16 protein-coding genes are annotated in these 18,151 nt (G+C 62.0%); 11 read left to right on the forward strand and 5 right to left on the reverse strand.

The window, feature by feature from the left end:
* The first annotated feature begins 139 nt into the window (after positions 1-139).
* From rpsD to dsbD, 5 genes are all read left to right on the forward strand, one after another.
* Positions 140-763 carry a 30S ribosomal protein S4 gene (gene rpsD, locus ACYVNQ_RS04900; protein WP_460901142.1) on the forward strand — a complete coding sequence of 208 codons (624 nt, stop codon included), beginning with the start codon at positions 140-142 and terminating at the stop codon, positions 761-763.
* A 124-nt stretch (positions 764-887) separates the two neighbouring features.
* Positions 888-1,865 (forward strand): DNA-directed RNA polymerase subunit alpha, encoded by a 978-nt coding sequence (locus ACYVNQ_RS04905; protein WP_460901143.1) that lies wholly within the window; start codon positions 888-890, stop codon positions 1,863-1,865.
* 213 nt (positions 1,866-2,078) lie between these two features.
* Positions 2,079-2,474, forward strand: a complete 396-nt coding sequence (gene rplQ / locus ACYVNQ_RS04910) for a 50S ribosomal protein L17 (RefSeq protein WP_460901144.1) — start codon at positions 2,079-2,081, stop codon at positions 2,472-2,474.
* Between the two features lie 176 nt (positions 2,475-2,650).
* Positions 2,651-2,977, forward strand: a complete 327-nt coding sequence (gene cutA / locus ACYVNQ_RS04915; protein ID WP_460901282.1) for a divalent-cation tolerance protein CutA — start codon at positions 2,651-2,653, stop codon at positions 2,975-2,977.
* A complete protein-coding gene (dsbD, locus tag ACYVNQ_RS04920; protein ID WP_460901145.1) occupies positions 2,970-4,886 on the forward strand; it encodes a protein-disulfide reductase DsbD in 1,917 nt (638 codons plus the stop codon). Before cutA ends, dsbD begins: the two co-directional genes overlap by 8 nt.
* A 165-nt stretch (positions 4,887-5,051) precedes the next feature.
* Here the strand turns inward: dsbD and hemB are convergent, their stop codons facing one another.
* Complete coding sequence (hemB, locus tag ACYVNQ_RS04925; RefSeq protein ID WP_460901146.1) at positions 5,052-6,050, reverse strand: porphobilinogen synthase; 999 nt, start codon at positions 6,048-6,050, stop codon at positions 5,052-5,054.
* Between the two features lie 283 nt (positions 6,051-6,333).
* Positions 6,334-6,990 carry a ribosome biogenesis GTP-binding protein YihA/YsxC gene (gene yihA / locus ACYVNQ_RS04930; RefSeq protein ID WP_460901284.1) on the reverse strand — a complete coding sequence of 219 codons (657 nt, stop codon included), beginning with the start codon at positions 6,988-6,990 and terminating at the stop codon, positions 6,334-6,336.
* A gap of 254 nt (positions 6,991-7,244) precedes the next feature.
* On the opposite strand from yihA, the gene ACYVNQ_RS04935 reads away from it, so the two are divergent.
* The 5 genes from ACYVNQ_RS04935 (at position 7,245) to msrQ (ending at position 13,378) form a co-directional block, all read left to right on the forward strand.
* Positions 7,245-7,898, forward strand: a complete 654-nt coding sequence (locus ACYVNQ_RS04935) for a c-type cytochrome (RefSeq protein ID WP_460901147.1) — start codon at positions 7,245-7,247, stop codon at positions 7,896-7,898.
* A gap of 141 nt (positions 7,899-8,039) precedes the next feature.
* The gene (locus ACYVNQ_RS04940) at positions 8,040-10,244 is read left to right on the forward strand and encodes a cytochrome c biogenesis protein ResB (RefSeq protein WP_460901148.1); all 2,205 of its coding nucleotides are present in this window, start codon (positions 8,040-8,042) and stop codon (positions 10,242-10,244) included.
* A gap of 4 nt (positions 10,245-10,248) precedes the next feature.
* Positions 10,249-11,451, forward strand: a complete 1,203-nt coding sequence (gene ccsB / locus ACYVNQ_RS04945) for a c-type cytochrome biogenesis protein CcsB (protein WP_460901149.1) — start codon at positions 10,249-10,251, stop codon at positions 11,449-11,451.
* Between the two features lie 181 nt (positions 11,452-11,632).
* A complete protein-coding gene (gene msrP, locus ACYVNQ_RS04950) occupies positions 11,633-12,628 on the forward strand; it encodes a protein-methionine-sulfoxide reductase catalytic subunit MsrP (protein ID WP_460901150.1) in 996 nt (331 codons plus the stop codon).
* A 12-nt stretch (positions 12,629-12,640) separates the two neighbouring features.
* Entirely contained in the window at positions 12,641-13,378 is a 738-nt protein-coding gene (gene msrQ, locus ACYVNQ_RS04955; RefSeq protein ID WP_460901151.1) for a protein-methionine-sulfoxide reductase heme-binding subunit MsrQ, read from the forward strand.
* A gap of 184 nt (positions 13,379-13,562) precedes the next feature.
* On the opposite strand, the gene lysA is transcribed toward msrQ, so the two are convergent.
* Together lysA and lptM are read right to left on the reverse strand one after the other, a co-directional pair.
* Positions 13,563-14,825 carry a diaminopimelate decarboxylase gene (lysA, locus tag ACYVNQ_RS04960; RefSeq protein ID WP_460901152.1) on the reverse strand — a complete coding sequence of 421 codons (1,263 nt, stop codon included), beginning with the start codon at positions 14,823-14,825 and terminating at the stop codon, positions 13,563-13,565.
* A 9-nt stretch (positions 14,826-14,834) separates the two neighbouring features.
* On the reverse strand, positions 14,835-15,128 hold the full coding sequence (gene lptM, locus ACYVNQ_RS04965) for an LPS translocon maturation chaperone LptM (protein WP_460901153.1): 294 nt from the start codon (positions 15,126-15,128) through the stop codon (positions 14,835-14,837).
* A gap of 54 nt (positions 15,129-15,182) precedes the next feature.
* On the opposite strand from lptM, the gene cyaY reads away from it, so the two are divergent.
* Positions 15,183-15,500, forward strand: a complete 318-nt coding sequence (cyaY, locus tag ACYVNQ_RS04970) for an iron donor protein CyaY (protein WP_460901154.1) — start codon at positions 15,183-15,185, stop codon at positions 15,498-15,500.
* Positions 15,501-15,653: 153 nt separating this feature from the next.
* Here the strand turns inward: cyaY and ACYVNQ_RS04975 are convergent, their stop codons facing one another.
* Entirely contained in the window at positions 15,654-18,053 is a 2,400-nt protein-coding gene (locus ACYVNQ_RS04975) for a penicillin-binding protein 1A (protein ID WP_460901155.1), read from the reverse strand.
* Positions 18,054-18,151 lie beyond the last annotated feature (98 nt).

An 18,151-nucleotide genomic window follows, 5' to 3' on the forward strand; every position in this document is an offset into this window, starting at 1 on the left:
GCGCCTGTCTCCGCCGGGTGAAAAAGCCGGCGGCGGCAGGCCGTATGCATTGTTGAATTGACTAAGCCCACCGTTCGACCCAAAGGGTTCGGACTAGCGTGAATACAGTTCACGTGATCAATCATAGAAGGAACGCAAAGTGGCACGTTATATCGGCCCTAAGGCCAAGCTGTCCCGCCGTGAAGGCACTGACCTCTTCCTGAAAAGCGCGCGCCGTTCGCTCGCCGACAAGTGCAAACTCGATAGCAAGCCGGGTCAGCACGGTCGCACATCGGGCGCGCGTACGTCCGACTACGGCACGCAGCTGCGCGAAAAGCAAAAAGTGAAGCGTATCTACGGCGTGCTCGAGCGCCAGTTCCGCCGTTACTTCGCGGAAGCATCGCGTCGCAAGGGCAACACCGGCGAAAAGCTGCTGCAATTGCTCGAGTCGCGTCTCGATAACGTCGTGTATCGCATGGGCTTCGGCTCGACGCGCGCTGAAGCGCGTCAGCTGGTGAGCCACAAGGCGATCACCGTGAACGGCGTCGTGTCGAACATTCCGTCGCTGCAAGTGAAGTCCGGCGACATCGTCGCGGTGCGCGAGCAGTCGAAGAAGCAGGCGCGCATTCTCGAAGCGCTGTCGCTGGCTGAGCAAGGCGGTCTGCCGAGCTGGGTTGCTGTCGACGCGAAGAAATTCGAAGGCACGTTCAAGCAGATGCCGGAACGCAGCGACATCGCTGGCGATATCAACGAAAGCCTGATCGTCGAATTGTATTCGCGCTAATCGGATTGACGGCCGGGGTACCCTGATTGCGTTGTGCAAGGGGTCGCCTCGGCTGTTTATTTTCAGGTTGTTACCGGTCAGCCTTATCGGTGTAACGAGCCGAGGGTATTGAAAAGGAAAACCTATGCAAACCAGTTTGTTGAAACCCAAGATTATCGCAGTGGAATCGCTGGGCGAGAGCCATGCGAAAGTGGTCATGGAGCCGTTCGAACGCGGTTATGGCCACACCTTGGGTAACGCGCTTCGGCGTGTATTGCTGTCGTCGATGATCGGCTATGCGCCGACTGAAGTGACGATCGCAGGCGTGGTCCATGAGTACTCGACGCTCGACGGTGTGCAGGAAGACGTGGTCAACCTGCTGCTGAACCTGAAAGGCGTGGTGTTCAAGCTGCATAACCGTGACGAAGTGACGGTTACGCTGCGCAAGGAAGGCGAAGGCGTAGTTACCGCGGGCGACATCGAACTCGCGCACGACTGCGAAGTGATCAACCCGGATCACGTGGTTGCGCATCTGTCGAAGGGCGGCAAGCTCGACGTGCAGATCAAGGTCGAAAAGGGCCGCGGCTATGTGCCGGGCAACGTGCGTCGTTACGGCGAAGAGTCGGCCAAGATCATCGGCCGGATCGTGCTGGACGCGTCGTTCTCGCCAGTTCGCCGTGTGAGCTATGCGGTGGAAAGCGCGCGTGTCGAACAGCGTACCGACCTCGACAAGCTCGTGATGAACATCGAAACCAACGGTGTGATTTCGCCGGAAGAAGCGATCCGTCAATCGGCGCGCATTCTGGTCGATCAACTGTCGGTGTTCGCTGCGCTGGAAGGTACGGAAGCCACGGCAGAGGCACCGTCGCGTGCGCCGCAGATCGATCCGATCCTGCTGCGTCCGGTCGACGACCTCGAGCTCACGGTTCGTTCGGCAAACTGCCTGAAGGCCGAGAACATTTACTACATCGGCGATCTGATCCAGCGTACGGAAAACGAGCTGCTGAAGACCCCGAACCTCGGCCGCAAGTCGCTGAACGAGATCAAGGAAGTGCTCGCTTCGCGCGGTCTGACGCTCGGCATGAAGCTCGAAAACTGGCCGCCGGCTGGGCTGGACAAGTAAGTCGAACAAGTAAGGCACGAAGTCTTGCAGTGCGGGCGTCCGGCAACGGGCGCCAGTGTTGCACCGCAACTGGCAAAGACGCGGATTTTCCTTTAAAATCCGCGTCTTGCTTTTTTCTCTACCGGCCCGTGCGCCATCTTCACCGAGCGTCTCGCGAGGTGCAGCAAGCGCGATAGAAGAGCTGGATCAAAACTTTGAATCAAGGAAATTGAAATGCGTCACCGTCATGGTTTGCGGAAACTGAACCGCACGAGCAGCCACCGTCTGGCAATGCTCCGTAACATGTCCAACTCGCTGATCGAGCACGAAGTCATCAAGACCACGCTGCCGAAGGCAAAAGAACTCCGTAAAGTCGTCGAGCCGCTGATCACGCTCGGCAAGAAGCCGTCGCTGGCAAACCGCCGTCTGGCGTTCAACCGCCTGCGCGATCGTGACTCGGTCACGAAGCTGTTCGACGTGCTCGGTCCGCGTTTCGCGAACCGTCCGGGCGGCTACCTGCGTATCCTGAAGTTCGGTTTCCGCGTTGGCGATAACGCGCCGATGGCACTGGTCGAACTGCTCGACCGTCCGGAACTGCCGGAAGCTGAAAACGTCGTCGAAGCTGAATAAGCTTTGCTGCGGCGGTAGTTACAAAAAAACCAGGCCATTGAGCCTGGTTTTTTGTTTGTACGCACGCAAACGCTGTGATGAGCCAAAGTCGCGGCTGCGCCGGCGACAGCGGCGCCTTAGGCCAAGGTGATAGCATAGCGGCAGCGAAATTTGCGCGGTTGGAGGCGTCGACAACCATGAACGTGACCCTGCTGCTCACCACGGTGCCCGACACCACGACAGCCGAAAAACTGGCGTCGGACGTGCTGACTGCGCGGCTTGCCGCGTGCGTCACGCAGCTAGGTGCTGTGCGTTCGAGTTTCCACTGGCAAGGCAAGCTCGAATCCGCCGACGAGATTCAGCTACTGTTCAAGACAAGCATCGCCCGCGCGCTTGAACTCGAGCAGTTCATTCAGGCGCATCATCCGTATGACACGCCGGAAATCCTGACGTGGCAGGTCACCGCATCGATGGCGTACGGCCAGTGGGTCAATACAGAAACTCAACGTTCCATTCATGTTTAACGGTCTTTACAGACGTGTGCACGGTGTCGCGCACAACGTCAGATTGCTGCTTGCGTGCCTGTTCGTCGCGCTATTTTCGGTTGGCATCGCACACGCAGCCGACGACTTCCTCGATCCCGCCGATGCATTCAAATTCAGCGCGACCGAAAAGCCGGGCGAAGTCGACGTTCACTACAAGATCGCCGACGGCTACTACATGTACCGCGAGCGCTTTGCGTTCGCGACCCGCAACGGCACCACGACGATCGGCGATCCGCAACTGCCAGCCGGCCACGTCAAATTCGACGAGACGTTCCAGAAGAACGTCGAAACGTATCGTGGCGATCTGACGGTCCGCATCCCGATCAAACAGGCGTCGGGGCCGGTCGATATCGCGGTGACGTCGCAAGGCTGTGCGGACGCAGGTGTCTGCTACCCGCCGATGGAGCGCGTATACCACGTCAATGGCGCCGCGCTCCAGCCGGCAACCGCGGCGACAACTTCAACGGCAACCTCGACGGGTGCAGCCAATTCCTCGCAAGCGGACACGTCCACTGGCGGCAACTGGTACGAACGCGCAACCAGCGCGGACTACGCACAATCGCTGCTGCAGGGCGGCGGCTTCTTCGCGATCGTCGGGTTGTATTTCGTCGCGGGCATGGTGCTGAGCCTGCTGCCGTGTTCCTATCCGATGATCCCGATCCTGTCCGCGATCATCATCGGCGAAGGCGCGAAGGTGACGCGCGCGCGCGGCTTTGTGCTGTCGCTGTCGTACGTGATCGGCATGGCGCTCGTCTACACCGCGCTGGGGATCGCCGCCGCGCTGGTAGGTCAAGGCCTCGGCGCGTGGTTGCAAAACCCGTGGGTGCTCGGCGCATTCGGCGTACTGCTGACGATCTTCGCAGTCACGCTGATCGCGAAAGTCGACATTGTTCTCCCGCAACGCTGGCAGGCCGGTGTCTCGAAAGCATCCGAAGGCCGCTCGGGCGGCAAGCTGGCGGCCGTTGGGGTAATGGGCGCGCTTTCTGCACTGGTAGTCGGTGCCTGCATGACCGCGCCGCTGTTCGCGGTGCTGGCCTTCATCGCGCATACGGGCAACGCATTGCTGGGTGGCGCGGCGCTGTTCTCGATGGGCATCGGGCTCGGCGTTCCGCTGCTGATCATCGGCCTTGGCGCGGGCACGCTGCTGCCACGGGCCGGTGTCTGGATGGACGGCGTGAAGGTGTTCTTCGGTGTCGTTCTGCTGGCTGCCGCGTTGTGGATCGTGTGGCCGGTGCTCGGCGGCACCGCACAGATGCTGCTGAGCGTCCTGTGGCTGCTGATCGCGGCGGCGGCGCTAGGCTTGTTCTCGCCGCAACCTCAAGCGCCAGCGAGCTCGCTGTGGCGTAGCCTCGGACGCGGTATTGGCGCGGCGTTCGCGATCTGGGCAGCGGTGTTGCTGGTTGGCGTGGCGGCCGGTTCCACCGATCCTTTGCGGCCGCTGGCGGTTCTCGCGGGCCGCACGACACCCAGCAGCACGGTACCCGATGCAGCCACGGCCGAGACACAAAACGGCCTTGCCTTTGCGCCGGTCGCCTCTTCTGGCGAACTGGATCAGGTGGTGAAAACCGCCGCGCAGCCAGCGATGCTGGACTTCTACGCGGACTGGTGTGTGAGCTGCAAGGAGATGGAGAAATTCACCTTCAGCGATCCGCGCGTGAACGCGCGGCTCAAGCAACTGAAGCTTCTACGCGCCGACGTGACGGCAAACAACACCGACGACCAGGCGCTGCTGAAGCGTTTCAAGCTTTTCGGTCCGCCGGGCATCATTTTCTTCGACCGCAGCGGCAATGAAGTTCTGCGCGTGGTCGGCTACGAGTCGGCGGATACGTTCTTGCGCAGCCTGGACCGCGTGGCGGTCGCCGCACCGGTGCCTGCGCCGCAATCCTGATCGGCTTTAAAGGCAGCGAGCCTTGCGCAGGCGCCACAAGAAAAACGCGGAGCCTTCCGAAGAACGCTCCGCGTTTTCATAACCGCCACACCAGCTGCAATTCGACGTGAGGCGAGGCCCGCCTACCTGAAGTCAGGTAAACACAAACCTACCGCCACCCGCGCGCTACTTCTGCGCGCGCAGGATCCGCGCCGCATCCAGCGCAAAGTACGTCAACACCCCATTGGCACCTGCCCGCTTAAATGCGAGCAGCGATTCCATCATCACCTTGTCGTGATCGAGCCAGCCGTTCTGTGCCGCGGCCTTCAGCATCGCGTACTCACCGCTCACCTGGTACACATAAGTCGGAAAGCTGAACTCATCACGCACGCGCCGCACGATATCGAGATACGGCATGCCGGGCTTGACCATCACCATATCGGCGCCTTCGTCGATGTCTGCACGGATCTCGCGCATCGCCTCGTCGGAGTTCGCTGGGTCGAGCTGGTACGTCATCTTGTTGCTTTTGCCGAGGTTCGACGCGGACCCGACTGCATCGCGGAACGGCCCATAGAACGCCGAAGCGAATTTGGCCGAATACGCCATGATGCGCGTGTGAATATGGCCATCGCTTTCGAGCAACTCGCGGATCGCGCCGATGCGCCCATCCATCATGTCGGAAGGCGCGACGATATCGACGCCGGCTTCCGCATGCGTCCTCGCCTGGTCGCACAGAATCTCGACGGTCTCGTCGTTGATCACATAGCCCGCCTCGTCGAGCACGCCGTCCTGGCCATGGCTCGTATAAGGATCGAGCGCGACGTCGGTCAATATGCCCAGCTCGGGGAAGCGTTTTTTCAGCTCGCGCACCGCGCGCGGCACCAGCCCGGCCGCGTTGGCCGCTTCGCGCCCATCCGGCGTTTTCAACGAAGGCTCGATGGCCGGAAACAGCGACAACACCGGCACACCCAGTTCGACGCACTGTTCGGCCACACCCATCAGCAGGTCGACCGACACACGTTCGACGCCCGGCATCGACGGCACGGCTTGCCGCACGTTCGTGCCTTCGACGATGAACACCGGATAGATCAAATCGTTGGTGGTGAGGAGGTTCTCACGCATCATGCGGCGGGAGAAGTCGTCGCGGCGCATGCGGCGCGGACGGTGATGCGGGTAAAAACTCATATCGAAGCTCGTGCGAATGTGAAACAGGCGGGTGGGGCGTGCCAGAAACTTTTCGAGACAATGGTATATCATACCGATCGAGCTAGGCGCGTTGCGCTGATCTCCCCGCTTCTCCTCCCTGAGCGGGTGCCTGTCGTTTTTCGATTAGGCTGTTTAACCCGCCGTCACTAAGCGGCGGGTTTTTTTCTGGGCGAAACAAAAGCGAAAGCGAAGAAGTAAAGCTGTCTACAGGCCGGGTTCGTTGCGCGATTTACGCATTGCTACACCATCACGACGACCGCAACTACGACGCAGTTTCCCCGGAACCTGCCGCTTCATCCGGCACCAGCCAGCTTTCAATCAGCGCGTGCGCTTCATCGAGACCGACTCGCTTGAGCGCCGAGAACAGTTGTGCGGTCAGCTCGCCCTCGAATCCCGCCGCGCGATACTCCTCCAGCCCCTTCTTCGTAGCCCGCAACGCATTGATGCTTTCCTGACGCGTCAATTTGTCGCATTTGGTCAGCAGCGTGTGGATTGGCTTGCCTGTCGGTGCGAACCACTCGATCATGCGTCTGTCCAGTTCGGTCAGCGGGCGGCGCGAGTCCATCATCAGGATCATGCCGCGCAGTTGGGCGCGCGACTGCAGGTAGGTCGACAGCAGCCTTTCCCAGTGCTCTTTCGCAGCACCAGGCACTTCCGCATAACCATAGCCGGGCAGGTCGACCACATGCGCGACCGGTTCGTCGGCCGGACCGACCGAGAAGTAATTGATATGCTGCGTGCGCCCCGGCGTCTTGCTGGCGAAGGCCAACTGCTTCTGGTTGCACAGCAGGTTGATCGCGGTGGATTTGCCTGCATTCGAGCGCCCGGCAAATGCGATTTCCGGCTGCGCCGTGGGCGGCAGATCGCGCAAATGATTGACGGTAGTGAAGAAGCGGGCTTGGTGGAGCAGGAAGGACATGGATGAGACCGGGTATGTGATACAAGCCCAAGGCACGCAAAAACCGTGGGGCTGCTGGGCGGTGAACCGTGCTGCGAACCGCGCCTGGACTGGCTGCGGGGGATGCCCGACTGGCGTCTTCGCGCTTAGCGAGTTATTGTACAATACGATGGTTTACTGAAAACCTGTTAGGCATTGCGACCTTTACAAGTAATTCGGTCGCCGTCGTACTTTGCAGAACCTCTAATTCCCACAAGACGAAACAGGGTGTGCGAATGAATCGACTGGGCAGGATTCTGGTGGTGCTTCACACAGCAGTAGGTCTTTCAGGTTTGGCGGTACAGGCAAAAGCAGCGGATCAGGCTCCGGCCAAGCCGGATTTGAATCGGGGGCAGGCCATCGCAGCGCAGGTTTGCGCGACGTGTCACGGTGCAGATGGCAACAGCGCGGGCGGTGCCTATCCGAAGCTCGCGGGCCAGCATCCGGAATACCTCACCAAAGAGCTCAAGGATTTCAAGACACAGCCGGGCGCAAAAGGGCCCGCGCGGAACAATCCGATCATGGCGGGCATAGCGGGTGCGCTGTCGGATCAGGATATGGTCAACGTGTCGGCGTGGTTTGCGACGCAGGTGCCCAAGCCCGGGTACGCGCACAACAAAGACACCGTCCCGTTGGGTCAAAAGATCTATCGTGGCGGTATCGCGGATAAGGGCATACCCGCCTGCGCGAGCTGCCACGGCCCGACGGGCCAGGGCATTCCGTCGCAGTATCCGCGGTTGTCCGGCCAGTGGGCAGACTACACGGCCGCCCAGTTGACGGCGTTCCAGCAGGGCGTACGCAACAACAACGAGCCGATGCATGCCATCGCACAGCGTCTGTCAGATGGTGAAATAAAAGCAGTCGCTGATTACGTCGCGGGTTTGCATTAAGCTGGCGTCCGCGCCGCATCGGTATAGCCGGTCCCAGGGTCTTACGATCCGTCAGGCCGGCGCAAAAATAAGAAAAGGGTGAGGGCGCCGTGCCGGCACGGCAGCCTCTTCACCCTTTTTTGCTGTTCAGTCGGAGTTTGAATGAGCGTCACCACCTCGGGTTTGCAGTCGAAATCGCGTCAGCGGGTCACGCGCGAAATCGTCGAGTTGCTCAGTTCGATGCGCTTTGCGATCGCGATGCTCGTGATCCTGGCCATCGCGAGCATCATCGGCACCGTGCTTACGCAGGACGACCCGTATCCCAACTATGTGAACCAGTTCGGCCCGTTCTGGGCCGACATCTTCCGCTCGCTGAGCCTGTACACCGTGTACAGCGCGTGGTGGTTCATGTTGATCCTCGGCTTTCTGATTGCGTCGGTGTCGCTGTGCGTGATCCGGAATGCGCCGAAGATGCTGGCCGATACCAAAAGCTGGAAAGACAAGGTCCGCGAAGCGAGCCTGCGCGCGTTTCACCACAAGGGCGAATTCACGCTACACGGCTCGCGCGCGGAAGCCACCAACGTGCTCGCGAAGCTGTCCGCCAAGCTAGGCTACAAATTCGTTACACGCGAATCCGAAGGCGCGACGCTGATCGCCGCCAAGCGCGGTGCGCTGACCAAGCTCGGCTACATCTCCGCGCACCTGGCGATCGTGATCATCTGTATCGGCGGGCTGCTCGACAGCAACCTGCCGATCAAGCTGCAGATGTGGCTGTTCGACAAGTCGCCGATCAACAGCAACACGGTGATCAACGAAATCTCGCCCGACCACCGGCTGTCGGAGAGCAATCCGACCTTCCGCGGCTATGCGTGGGTGCCCGAAGGCCAGCATGTTTCGACCGCGATCCTGAACCAGCCGACCGGCTCGCTGATCCAGGACTTGCCGTTTTCGATCGAACTGAACAAGTTCATCGTCGATTACTACTCGACCGGCATGCCGAAGCTGTTCGCCAGCGACATCGTCGTGATCGACCACAAGACCGGGCAGCGCATTCCGGCGCGTGTCGAGGTGAACAAGCCATTCGAGTACGACGGCGTGTCGATCTTCCAGTCGAGCTTCCAGGACGGCGGCTCGGAGATGAAGACGACCGCCTGGCCGATGACCGGCAGCAGCACGAAAACGGTGCCGTTCGAAGGCACCATCGGCAACTCGACGCCGCTGGCGAATTCGGTGCCGGGCGCGGATGGCCAGACGATCGAATTTGCCGACTTCCGTGCGATCAACGTCGAGAACATCTCGAACGGCAGCGGTCAGAACGACGTGCGCGGCGTGACCGCGCATCAGTCGCTGAAAGAGGCGTTCGACGAGCGCCTCGGCTCCGGCGCGAAAACCTCGAAGCCGCTCGACCTGCATAACGTCGGGCCGTCGGTGCAGTACAAGGTACGCGGCAAGGACGGCCAGGCGCGCGAGTACAACAACTACATGCTGCCGGTCGATGTGAGCGGCGAGCGCGTGTTCCTCGCGGGCATGCGCACCAATCCGGACGACGCGTTCCGCTACCTGCGCATTCCCGCGGACACCGGCGGCACGGTCAAGGAATGGATGAGCCTGCGCGCCGCGCTGGAAAATCCGGCCACGCGTACCGAAGCGGCCCATCGCTTTGCGCAGCGCTCGGTGCCCGCGTCGAACCCGGACCTGCAGCAGCACCTCGAAGAAAGCGCGGTGCGCGTACTCACCCTTTTTGCCGGCGCCGATTCGACCCTCGGCACCCCGCCGCGCAGCCAGGTGAACGGCGGTTTCCAGTCGATCGCCACCTTTATCGACCATTCGGTGCCGAAAGCCGAGCAGGAAAAGGCCGCCGGCCTGCTGCTGCGCATGCTCGAAGGCTCGATGTGGGACGTCTGGCAAATCGCGCGCGAGCAAAACGGCGAAGCGTCGGCGCAGGTCAACGACGCGAACAGTCGTTTCATACAAAGCTCGATTAACGCAATTTCCGACAGTTTTCTGTACGGATCGCCGGTGTTTCTGCAGCTCGATTCGTTCAAGCAGGTGCAAGCATCGGTATTTCAGTTGACGCGCGCGCCGGGCAAAAAAGTCGTGTATCTTGGCAGCCTGCTGCTCGTGCTGGGTATCTTTTCGATGTTTTACGTCCGTGAACGGCGCCTGTGGTTCTGGCTCAAAGATACCGACCACGGCACGCACGTCGTGATGGCAATGTCGAGCGCACGCAAGACCTTCGACTTCGACAAAGAGTTCAAAGAGACGCGCGACGCGGTGGGCGAGGCGCTCGGTGCCACGCCAGTCAGTGCGTCCGATGCGTCCGGCGGCGCGAGCTCGCATGCCGGCCCACAAGATTCGACCCGGTAAGATCATGGACTTGACACAGGTTTCCTCCTCCTCGCCCGCACAGCGTCCCACCGGCGATGCGCCTGCGCGCCGCAGCCCGCTGCTCGACGATCGCCCGTTCCTGAAGCGCCTGAAGCCGTTCGACTGGCTATTCGCGCTGGCAATGGTGGCCGGCGCCGGTTTCGCGCTGTCGCGCTACTACGGGTTCATGAACTACTACGACAAGCTGGTGCTGGTGTGCGCAGTGCCGGTGTTCGTCGTGCTCGGCTGGCGCTGGAAGCCGGTGCGGCCGTTGATGATCGGCATTGCTGCGCTGTCGCTACTGGCCATCCAGATCTACCACGGCGATCTGGCGCGGGCCGACCAGGCGTTCTTCCTCAAATATTTCCTGTCGAGCCAGTCCGCGATTCTGTGGATGAGCGCGCTGTTTGTGTTCGCCACGGTGTTCTACTGGATCGGCTTGCTGACGCGCTCGCCCACGGGCGCAGCAATCGGCTCGAAAATGACGTGGGCCGCGGTGCTGATGGGCTTCGTCGGCCTGATGGTGCGCTGGTACGAGTCGTACCTGATCGGCGCGGACGTCGGCCATATTCCAATCTCGAACCTGTACGAAGTGTTCGTGCTTTTCAGCCTGATTACGGCGCTGTTCTATCTGTATTACGAATCGCACTACAACACGCGTGCGCTCGGCGCGTTCGTGCTGCTGGTCATCACGGCGGCGGTCGGCTTCCTGATGTGGTACTCGATCTCCCGCGACGCGCAGCAGATCCAGCCGCTGGTGCCCGCGCTGCAAAGCTGGTGGATGAAGATCCACGTGCCGGCGAACTTCATCGGCTACGGCAGCTTCGCGCTGTCGGCGATGGTGGGCGTCGCGTATCTGAGCAAAGAGCGCGGCGTGCTGGCCGACCGGCTGCCGCCGCTCGACGTGCTGGACGACCTGATGTACAAGTCGATCGCCGTCGGTTTCGCGTTTTTCACGGTCGCGACGATTCTCGGCGCGCTGTGGGCCGCGGAAGCGTGGGGCGGCTACTGGAGCTGGGACCCGAAAGAAACGTGGGCACTGATCGTCTGGCTGAACTATGCGGCATGGCTGCATATGCGTCTGATGAAAGGCCTGCGCGGTGCGGTCGCCGCCTGGTGGGCGCTCACGGGCCTGCTGGTCACGACGTTCGCGTTCCTCGGCGTCAATATGTTCCTGTCGGGGCTGCATAGTTACGGCAAGCTGTAATATCCGCTGTTCAGGTCCGACCAAGAAACCGCTGGGTGCGTGATAGCCCCAGCGGTTTTTTTACGTCAGGATGGGAAGGATTTGCCAGCATTTCCGTTTGCCAGAAGAGAGTCTGCGGATAAACGGACATAGCCATCGAATGGCGGGCGATCGGCGATCGGCGCCCGCGAGGAGCAGCATCATGTGGATCAAACGGTCTGACCGGACACAACTGAGCGGCGACGACATCCCGCGCAGCGAAATCACGCCGCAACACGTGTTCGAAAATCGGCGGCGCATCTTGCAGATGGCAGGCGCAGCGGCGCTAGGCGGCCTGATCGGCGTGCATGGTGAAGCGTATGCCGCGTTTGCGTCACCCGATCCGAAAGCGTTGAAGCTGTCGGCGAAGACGAACCCGAAATTCGTCGCGACCGACAAGGCGACGCCGTTCAAGGACATCACCACGTACAACAACTACTACGAGTTCGGCACCGACAAGGCCGATCCGGCGCACAACGCCGGCACGTTGCGGCCGCGTCCGTGGAGGGTGAGCGTTGAAGGCGAGGTGAAGAACGCCAAAGTCTACGACATCGACGAGCTGCTGAAGCTCGCACCGCTCGAAGAGCGCGTGTACCGGCACCGGTGTGTCGAAGGCTGGTCGATGGTGATTCCGTGGATCGGCATTCCGTTGTCGGAGGTGATCAAGCGCGCGCAGCCCACCGGCAACGCGAAATACGTGCAGTTCATTACGCTGGCCGATCCGTCGCAAATGCCGGGGCTGTCCGAGCCGATTCTGGACTGGCCGTATTCGGAAGGCCTGCGGATGGACGAAGCGATGAATCCGCTGACGCTGCTTACCGTGGGCCTGTATGGCCAGGTTCTGCCGAACCAGAACGGCGCGCCGGTGCGCATCGTGCTGCCATGGAAGTACGGCTTCAAGAGCGCGAAGTCGCTGGTGAAGATCCGCTTCGTCGACCAGCAGCCGCCGACCAGCTGGAACGTCTACGCGCCGAAGGAGTACGGCTTCTACTCGAATGTGAACCCGAACGTCGACCATCCGCGCTGGAGCCAGGCAACCGAGCGCCGGATTGGCGAGGATGGTTTCTTCACGCCGAAGCGCAAGACGTTGATGTTCAACGGCTACGGCGATCAGGTCGCGTCGCTGTATCAGGGCATGGACCTGAAGAAATTCTTCTGAGCGGGGACGTCGATGACAACCGATACGCAAACTGCTGCGGGTCGCAAGGTGCCGCGACCCGCGTCGGCCACGGCGGCAGCGACTGTTGCGGCTGCCGGCGCTGCCACGAAACGTGCAGCTACCGTGCCGGCCGGTGCGCGCTGGGTGAAACCCGCAAAGGTGGCGGTATTTGTCGCGGCGCTGTACCCGCTCGCGCGCCTCGTGCTGTTCGGTTTCACCGACCAACTGGGCGCCAATCCGATCGAATTCATCACGCGTTCGACCGGCCTATGGACGCTGGTATTTCTGTGCATCACGCTGGCCGTGTCGCCGCTGCGCCGGCTGACGGGTGTGAATGCGCTGCTGCGCTTTCGCCGCATGCTCGGGCTGTACGCGTTCTTCTACGCGGCGCTGCACTTCACGACGTATTTCTGGTTCGACAAGTGGTTCGACTTTGCGGAAATCCTGAAGGACATCGGCAAGCGTCCGTTCATCACGGTCGGTTTTGCGGCCTTCGTGTTGCTGATCCCGCTCGCGGCGACCTCGACCCGCGCGATGGTGCGCAAGCTCGGCCGACGCTGGCAGGTATTGCATCGCGCGATCTATCCGATCGCCGCGCTGGCGATCCTGCATTTCTGGTGGATGAAGGCGGGCAAGCACGATCTGATCTTGCCGAAGATCTACGGAGCGATCGTGATCGTGCTGCTGGGCTGGCGGCTTGCTGTGTGGGCGCGCGAGCGGATCGCGCGGCGCAGTGTCATAGGACGCTGACGCGCGGCGGCGGTGTAGGGCTGTGTTGTCGCGCAGTGACGCAGCCTGATGACGTAGAGCGATGACGCACGGTGGCGTAGCACGACGCGGCGCCATCTACTGCGTTGAGAGAATTTTTGCGGCGGGAGCTGACGGGCGGCGCGCATAGATGGCGCCGCTTGCTACCCGCCGAAGTTGATGCGCCTCAGTCCGGCAGAATCGATTCGCCAGCGAACAACTGCTTGATCTCTTCGCGTTCACGCACGACGTGCACCGTGTCGCCTTCCACCATCACTTCAGCGGCGCGCGTGCGCGTGTTGTAGTTCGAGCTCATCACAAAGCCATATGCGCCTGCCGAGCGAATCGCCAGCAGATCGCCCGGCTCGAGCGCCAGTTCGCGGCTGCGGCCCAGCCAGTCGCCGCTTTCGCAGACCGGACCGACCACGTCGTACAACTGTTTCGGCGCGCTGCGCGTCACCACCGGCTCGATCGCGTGATACGCGTCGTACATCGCGGGCCGCGCGAGATCGTTCATCGCGGCATCGACGATCGCAAAGTTCTTTTCCGCGCCCGGCTTCAGAAATTCGACACGCGTGAGCAGAATGCCCGCGTTGCCTACCAGCGAGCGCCCCGGCTCGAAATACACTTCGCGATGACCATGGCCGCGCGCCTCGATGCGATCGAGCACGGTGCGCACGAAATCGCCGATGGCAGGCGGTGTCTCGTCGCTATACGTAATGCCGAGGCCGCCGCCGACATCGATATGGCGAATCTTCAAGCCGTCGGATTCGATCTGCCCGACGAGTTCGAGCAGCTTGTCGACCGCATCGAGATACGGCGAGACTTCGGTGATCTGCGAGCCGATATGGCAATCGATGCCGACCACGTCCAGATGCGCCATCGCCGCCGCCGCGCGATACGTGGCGCGCGCTTCGTCAAACGCGACGCCGAACTTGTTCGACTTCAGGCCGGTGGAAATATACGGATGCGTCTTCGCGTCGACGTCCGGATTCACGCGCAACGAGACAGGCGCCAGCTTGCCGAGCGCGCCGGCGACTTCGTTGAGGCGGCTCAGTTCCGGAATCGACTCGACGTTGAAGCACTTGACGCCGGCTTCGAGCGCCTCGCGCATTTCCGCGACGCTCTTGCCGATGCCCGAAAACACCGTGTTCTCCGCCTTGCCGCCGGCCGCCAGTACGCGCGCCAGTTCGCCGCCGGACACGATATCGAACCCCGCGCCGAGCCGGGCGAACAGATTCAGCACCGCGAGGTTGCTGTTCGCCTTGACGGCGACATGGACCGTGGCACGCCGGCCGGCGCATGCGCCTGCATAGGCTTGCCATGCGTCGGTCAAGGCGGCGCGCGAATAGACGTACAGCGGCGTGCCGAACTGTTCGGCGAGCGATACGGCGGACACGCGTTCGGCGTGCAGCACGCCGTCGACATGGGCGAATGCGGATCGAGTCATGCGAAGGTCTTATTGAGCTTGAGGAACGCCGGATGCGGGTTGTTGCGGCAGGTTCGTCGACGGCATCCGGAAATTGTCGTCGGGGGACAGCGACAGCGCGGCGCCCGACGTGTCCGGAACGTCGGAAGCGGACGAAGCCGTTTCAGCGCCGGGGTTCACTTCATCGGGCGAAGGCGGCCGCGTTTGCTCGTTCGGTTTGGCGGGCAGTGGTGGTACGGTGGGCAGATAAAGCGCGCCGCGTTGCCCGCAGCCGGCGAGTGCGCCGACCGTAACGATGGACAAAGCCGCTACAATCGCGCTCATCCGGAAAACGGCTTGCATGACTGTCCCTGTATAACGAATCCGCTGGAGTTTAGCATGACCGATAGTGAATACTTAACCCGCGCCGAAGCCGTGCTGGCCGCGATCGAACGCGCGCTCGACGAGGTCGACGCCGATATCGAATTCGGCCGCAGCGGCAATGTGCTGACACTCGAATTCGAGAACGGCACGAAGATCATCGTGAACCTGCAGCCGCCGATGAAGGAAATCTGGATTGCGGCGAAGTCGGGCGGCTACCACTTCCGTTTCGTCGACGACGCATGGCGCGATACGCGCAACGGCACCGAGTTTTTCTCGGCGTTGTCCGACTACGCGTCGCAGCAGGCCGGCGAGCCGGTGCAGATCGCGCCGTAAGCGCACGGGGTGGCCGCTGGGTGCGCTGTCGCGATGATGCGAGCGGCGGGTGGTAAGCGGCGGGTGGTGAGCGGCAGGTGGTGAGCGGCAGGTGGTGAGCGGCTTCGCGAGCGGTGCGTAGTTGCACCGCTTACTGCGCGCCTCCTGGCCGCTTCAATGCCCGCGGAACAGGTTCATGATGTCCTGCTTTTCCTGCTCGTTAACCTGCTCGGGCGCAGCCTGCGCCCCGCTCGCCTCGTCACCCGGTTGCGGCAGCGAAACGCCGACCGCCGAAACGAATCCATTGCCCGGCGTAAATCCGTCGAAATACAACTCGTCGCCGATCGTCGTGACACCGGCCGGCATCGGCATCTTGTACTCGGGCACGCCCTTCAACGCGCGGCCCATATAGTCGACCCACACCGGCAACGCGAGACCGCCGCCGGTTTCCTTGTCGCCGAGGCTGCGCGGGTTGTCGTAGCCGATCCACGCAATGGCAGTCAGCGTGTGCTGATAGCCGGCGAACCACGCATCGCGCGAGTCGTTGGTGGTGCCGGTCTTGCCGGCAAGGTCGGTACGCTTGAGCACGTTCGTCTTCGCGCCGGTGCCGCGTTGCGCGACGCTCTGCAGCAGGCTGTTCATCACATACGCGTTGCGCGGCTCGATCGCATGCGGCGCACTTTGCGCGGCGACCAGCGGTTGTGCATGAGCGACCACCACGCCGCGCTGATCGGTGACTTCCGCGATCAGATACGGGTTGATCCGATAGCCGCCGTTCGCAAACACCGAATAGCCAGCCGCCATCTGCAGCGGCGTGACGAGACCCGCGCCGAGCGCCATCGGCAGATAGGCCGGATGCCGCTCCGCATCGAAGCCGAAGCGCGTGATGTACTGCTGCGCGTACTTCGTGCCGATGTGGTTCAGGATGCGGATCGACACAAGGTTCTTCGATTTCTGCAGCGCGGTGCGCATCGTCATCGGGCCATCGAAGCCGCCGCCATAGTTTTTCGGCTCCCACGCCTGGCCGCCCGTTTCTGCGGCACTGAAGAACAGCGGCGCATCGTTGATCACGGTAGCCGGCCCGAGGCCTTTTTCCAGCGACGCCGAGTAGATGAACGGCTTGAAGCTCGAGCCCGGCTGGCGCCATGCCTGCGTCACGTGGTTGAACTTGTTCTTGTTGAAATCGAAGCCGCCGATCAGCGCGCGGATCGCGCCGTCCTGCGGCACCACCGAAACGAATGCGCCTTCGACCTGCGGCAGCTGCGTAATCGACCACTCGCCATCGTCGCCATTGACCACCCGTACGATCGCGCCTGGACGGATACGCTGATTCGGCTGTGCACGCGCGTTCAACGCCGGCGCGGCATAGCGCAGCCCATTGCCGTCGATGGTGATCGAGTTGCCGCCGATCAACGTAGCCTGCACCTGCTTCGGCGTGGCCGACGTCACCACAGCCGCGATGATCTCGCCATTGTCGGGATGCTCGAGCAGCGCATCGTCGATTGCCTGCTCGCGGTCGTCGGCATCTTTCGGCAGGTCGATGAACGCTTCCGGGCCGCGATAGCCGTGACGCCGCTCATAGTCCATCAGCCCCTTGCGCAGCGCGCGATAGGCGACGTCCTGATCGGCCGAATCGATCGTCGTGACCACGTTCAGGCCGCGCGTGTAGGCTTCCTCGCGGTACTGCGCGTACATCATCTGGCGCACCATCTCGGCCACGTACTCGGCGTGCACGCTGAATTCCTTGCCCGCGCCCTTGACCACCAGCGGCTGCGCGTTGGCCTGCTCGAACTGCTGCTGCGTGATGTAGTGCAGCTCCAGCATGCGCTGCAGGATGTACTCCTGACGGACCTTGGCCCGCTTCGGGTTGACCACCGGGTTATACGCGGAAGGCGCCTTGGGCAGCCCCGCGAGCATCGCGCATTCGGCGAGCGTGAGGTCTTTCAGATCCTTGCCGAAATACACGCGCGCGGCACTCGCAAAGCCGTACGCGCGCTGGCCGAGATAGATCTGGTTCATGTAGACCTCGAGAATCTGGTCTTTCGACAGCTTCGACTCGATCTTGTACGCGAGCAACATCTCGTAGACCTTGCGCGTGTAGGTCTTTTCGCTCGACAGAAAGAAGTTGCGCGCCACCTGCATCGTGATCGTGCTCGCGCCTTGCGTGGCATGGCCGTTGGTCAGCGCGACGATGCCGGCGCGCGCGATGCCGGTCAGGTCGACGCCGCCGTGATCGTAGAAGCGCGCGTCTTCAATGGCGAGCACGGCTTTCTTCAGGTTGTCCGGCACGTCGCGGATGTGCACGACGTCGCGCCGCTCTTCGCCGAATTCACCGATCAGCACGTGATCGGCGGTATAGATGCGCAGCGGCACCTTCGGCTGATAGTCGGTCAGCGCTTCGAGCGAAGGCAGGTTCGGCGTGGCGACGACGAGCGCGTAGCCGAGCAGCAGCGCGACGCACACGACGCCGGCGAAGACCAGGCCAGCCAGACCGTAGATCAGCGTAAGCCACAGCGAGCGCTTGCGTTTGCGCGGCGCGGGCGGCGGCGGAGATGAAGGAGTCGACGATTGCATAAGACCACCAAAAACCAGTCCCGCGATTATAGCCGCGCGCGCAGCGAGCTTTCGACGCGCTTACATCGGACCGGCGGACTGCGGTAGCGAATTGCGTC

The sequence above is a fragment of the Paraburkholderia jirisanensis genome (assembly GCF_054782355.1).

Coding starts and splice junctions, on each gene's coding strand:
- ACYVNQ_RS04905 (WP_460901143.1), top strand. CDS start 888: ATGCAAACCAGTTTGTTGAAACCCAAGATTATCGCAGTGGAATCGCTG.
- lptM (WP_460901153.1), bottom strand. CDS start 15,128: ATGAGCGCGATTGTAGCGGCTTTGTCCATCGTTACGGTCGGCGCACTC.
- dsbD (WP_460901145.1), top strand. CDS start 2,970: ATGTTTAACGGTCTTTACAGACGTGTGCACGGTGTCGCGCACAACGTC.
- cutA (WP_460901282.1), top strand. CDS start 2,651: ATGAACGTGACCCTGCTGCTCACCACGGTGCCCGACACCACGACAGCC.
- ACYVNQ_RS04940 (WP_460901148.1), top strand. CDS start 8,040: ATGAGCGTCACCACCTCGGGTTTGCAGTCGAAATCGCGTCAGCGGGTC.
- lysA (WP_460901152.1), bottom strand. CDS start 14,825: ATGACTCGATCCGCATTCGCCCATGTCGACGGCGTGCTGCACGCCGAA.
- hemB (WP_460901146.1), bottom strand. CDS start 6,050: ATGAGTTTTTACCCGCATCACCGTCCGCGCCGCATGCGCCGCGACGAC.
- ACYVNQ_RS04975 (WP_460901155.1), bottom strand. CDS start 18,053: ATGCAATCGTCGACTCCTTCATCTCCGCCGCCGCCCGCGCCGCGCAAA.
- msrP (WP_460901150.1), top strand. CDS start 11,633: ATGTGGATCAAACGGTCTGACCGGACACAACTGAGCGGCGACGACATC.
- yihA (WP_460901284.1), bottom strand. CDS start 6,990: ATGTCCTTCCTGCTCCACCAAGCCCGCTTCTTCACTACCGTCAATCAT.
- rplQ (WP_460901144.1), top strand. CDS start 2,079: ATGCGTCACCGTCATGGTTTGCGGAAACTGAACCGCACGAGCAGCCAC.
- msrQ (WP_460901151.1), top strand. CDS start 12,641: ATGACAACCGATACGCAAACTGCTGCGGGTCGCAAGGTGCCGCGACCC.
- cyaY (WP_460901154.1), top strand. CDS start 15,183: ATGACCGATAGTGAATACTTAACCCGCGCCGAAGCCGTGCTGGCCGCG.
- ccsB (WP_460901149.1), top strand. CDS start 10,249: ATGGACTTGACACAGGTTTCCTCCTCCTCGCCCGCACAGCGTCCCACC.
- ACYVNQ_RS04935 (WP_460901147.1), top strand. CDS start 7,245: ATGAATCGACTGGGCAGGATTCTGGTGGTGCTTCACACAGCAGTAGGT.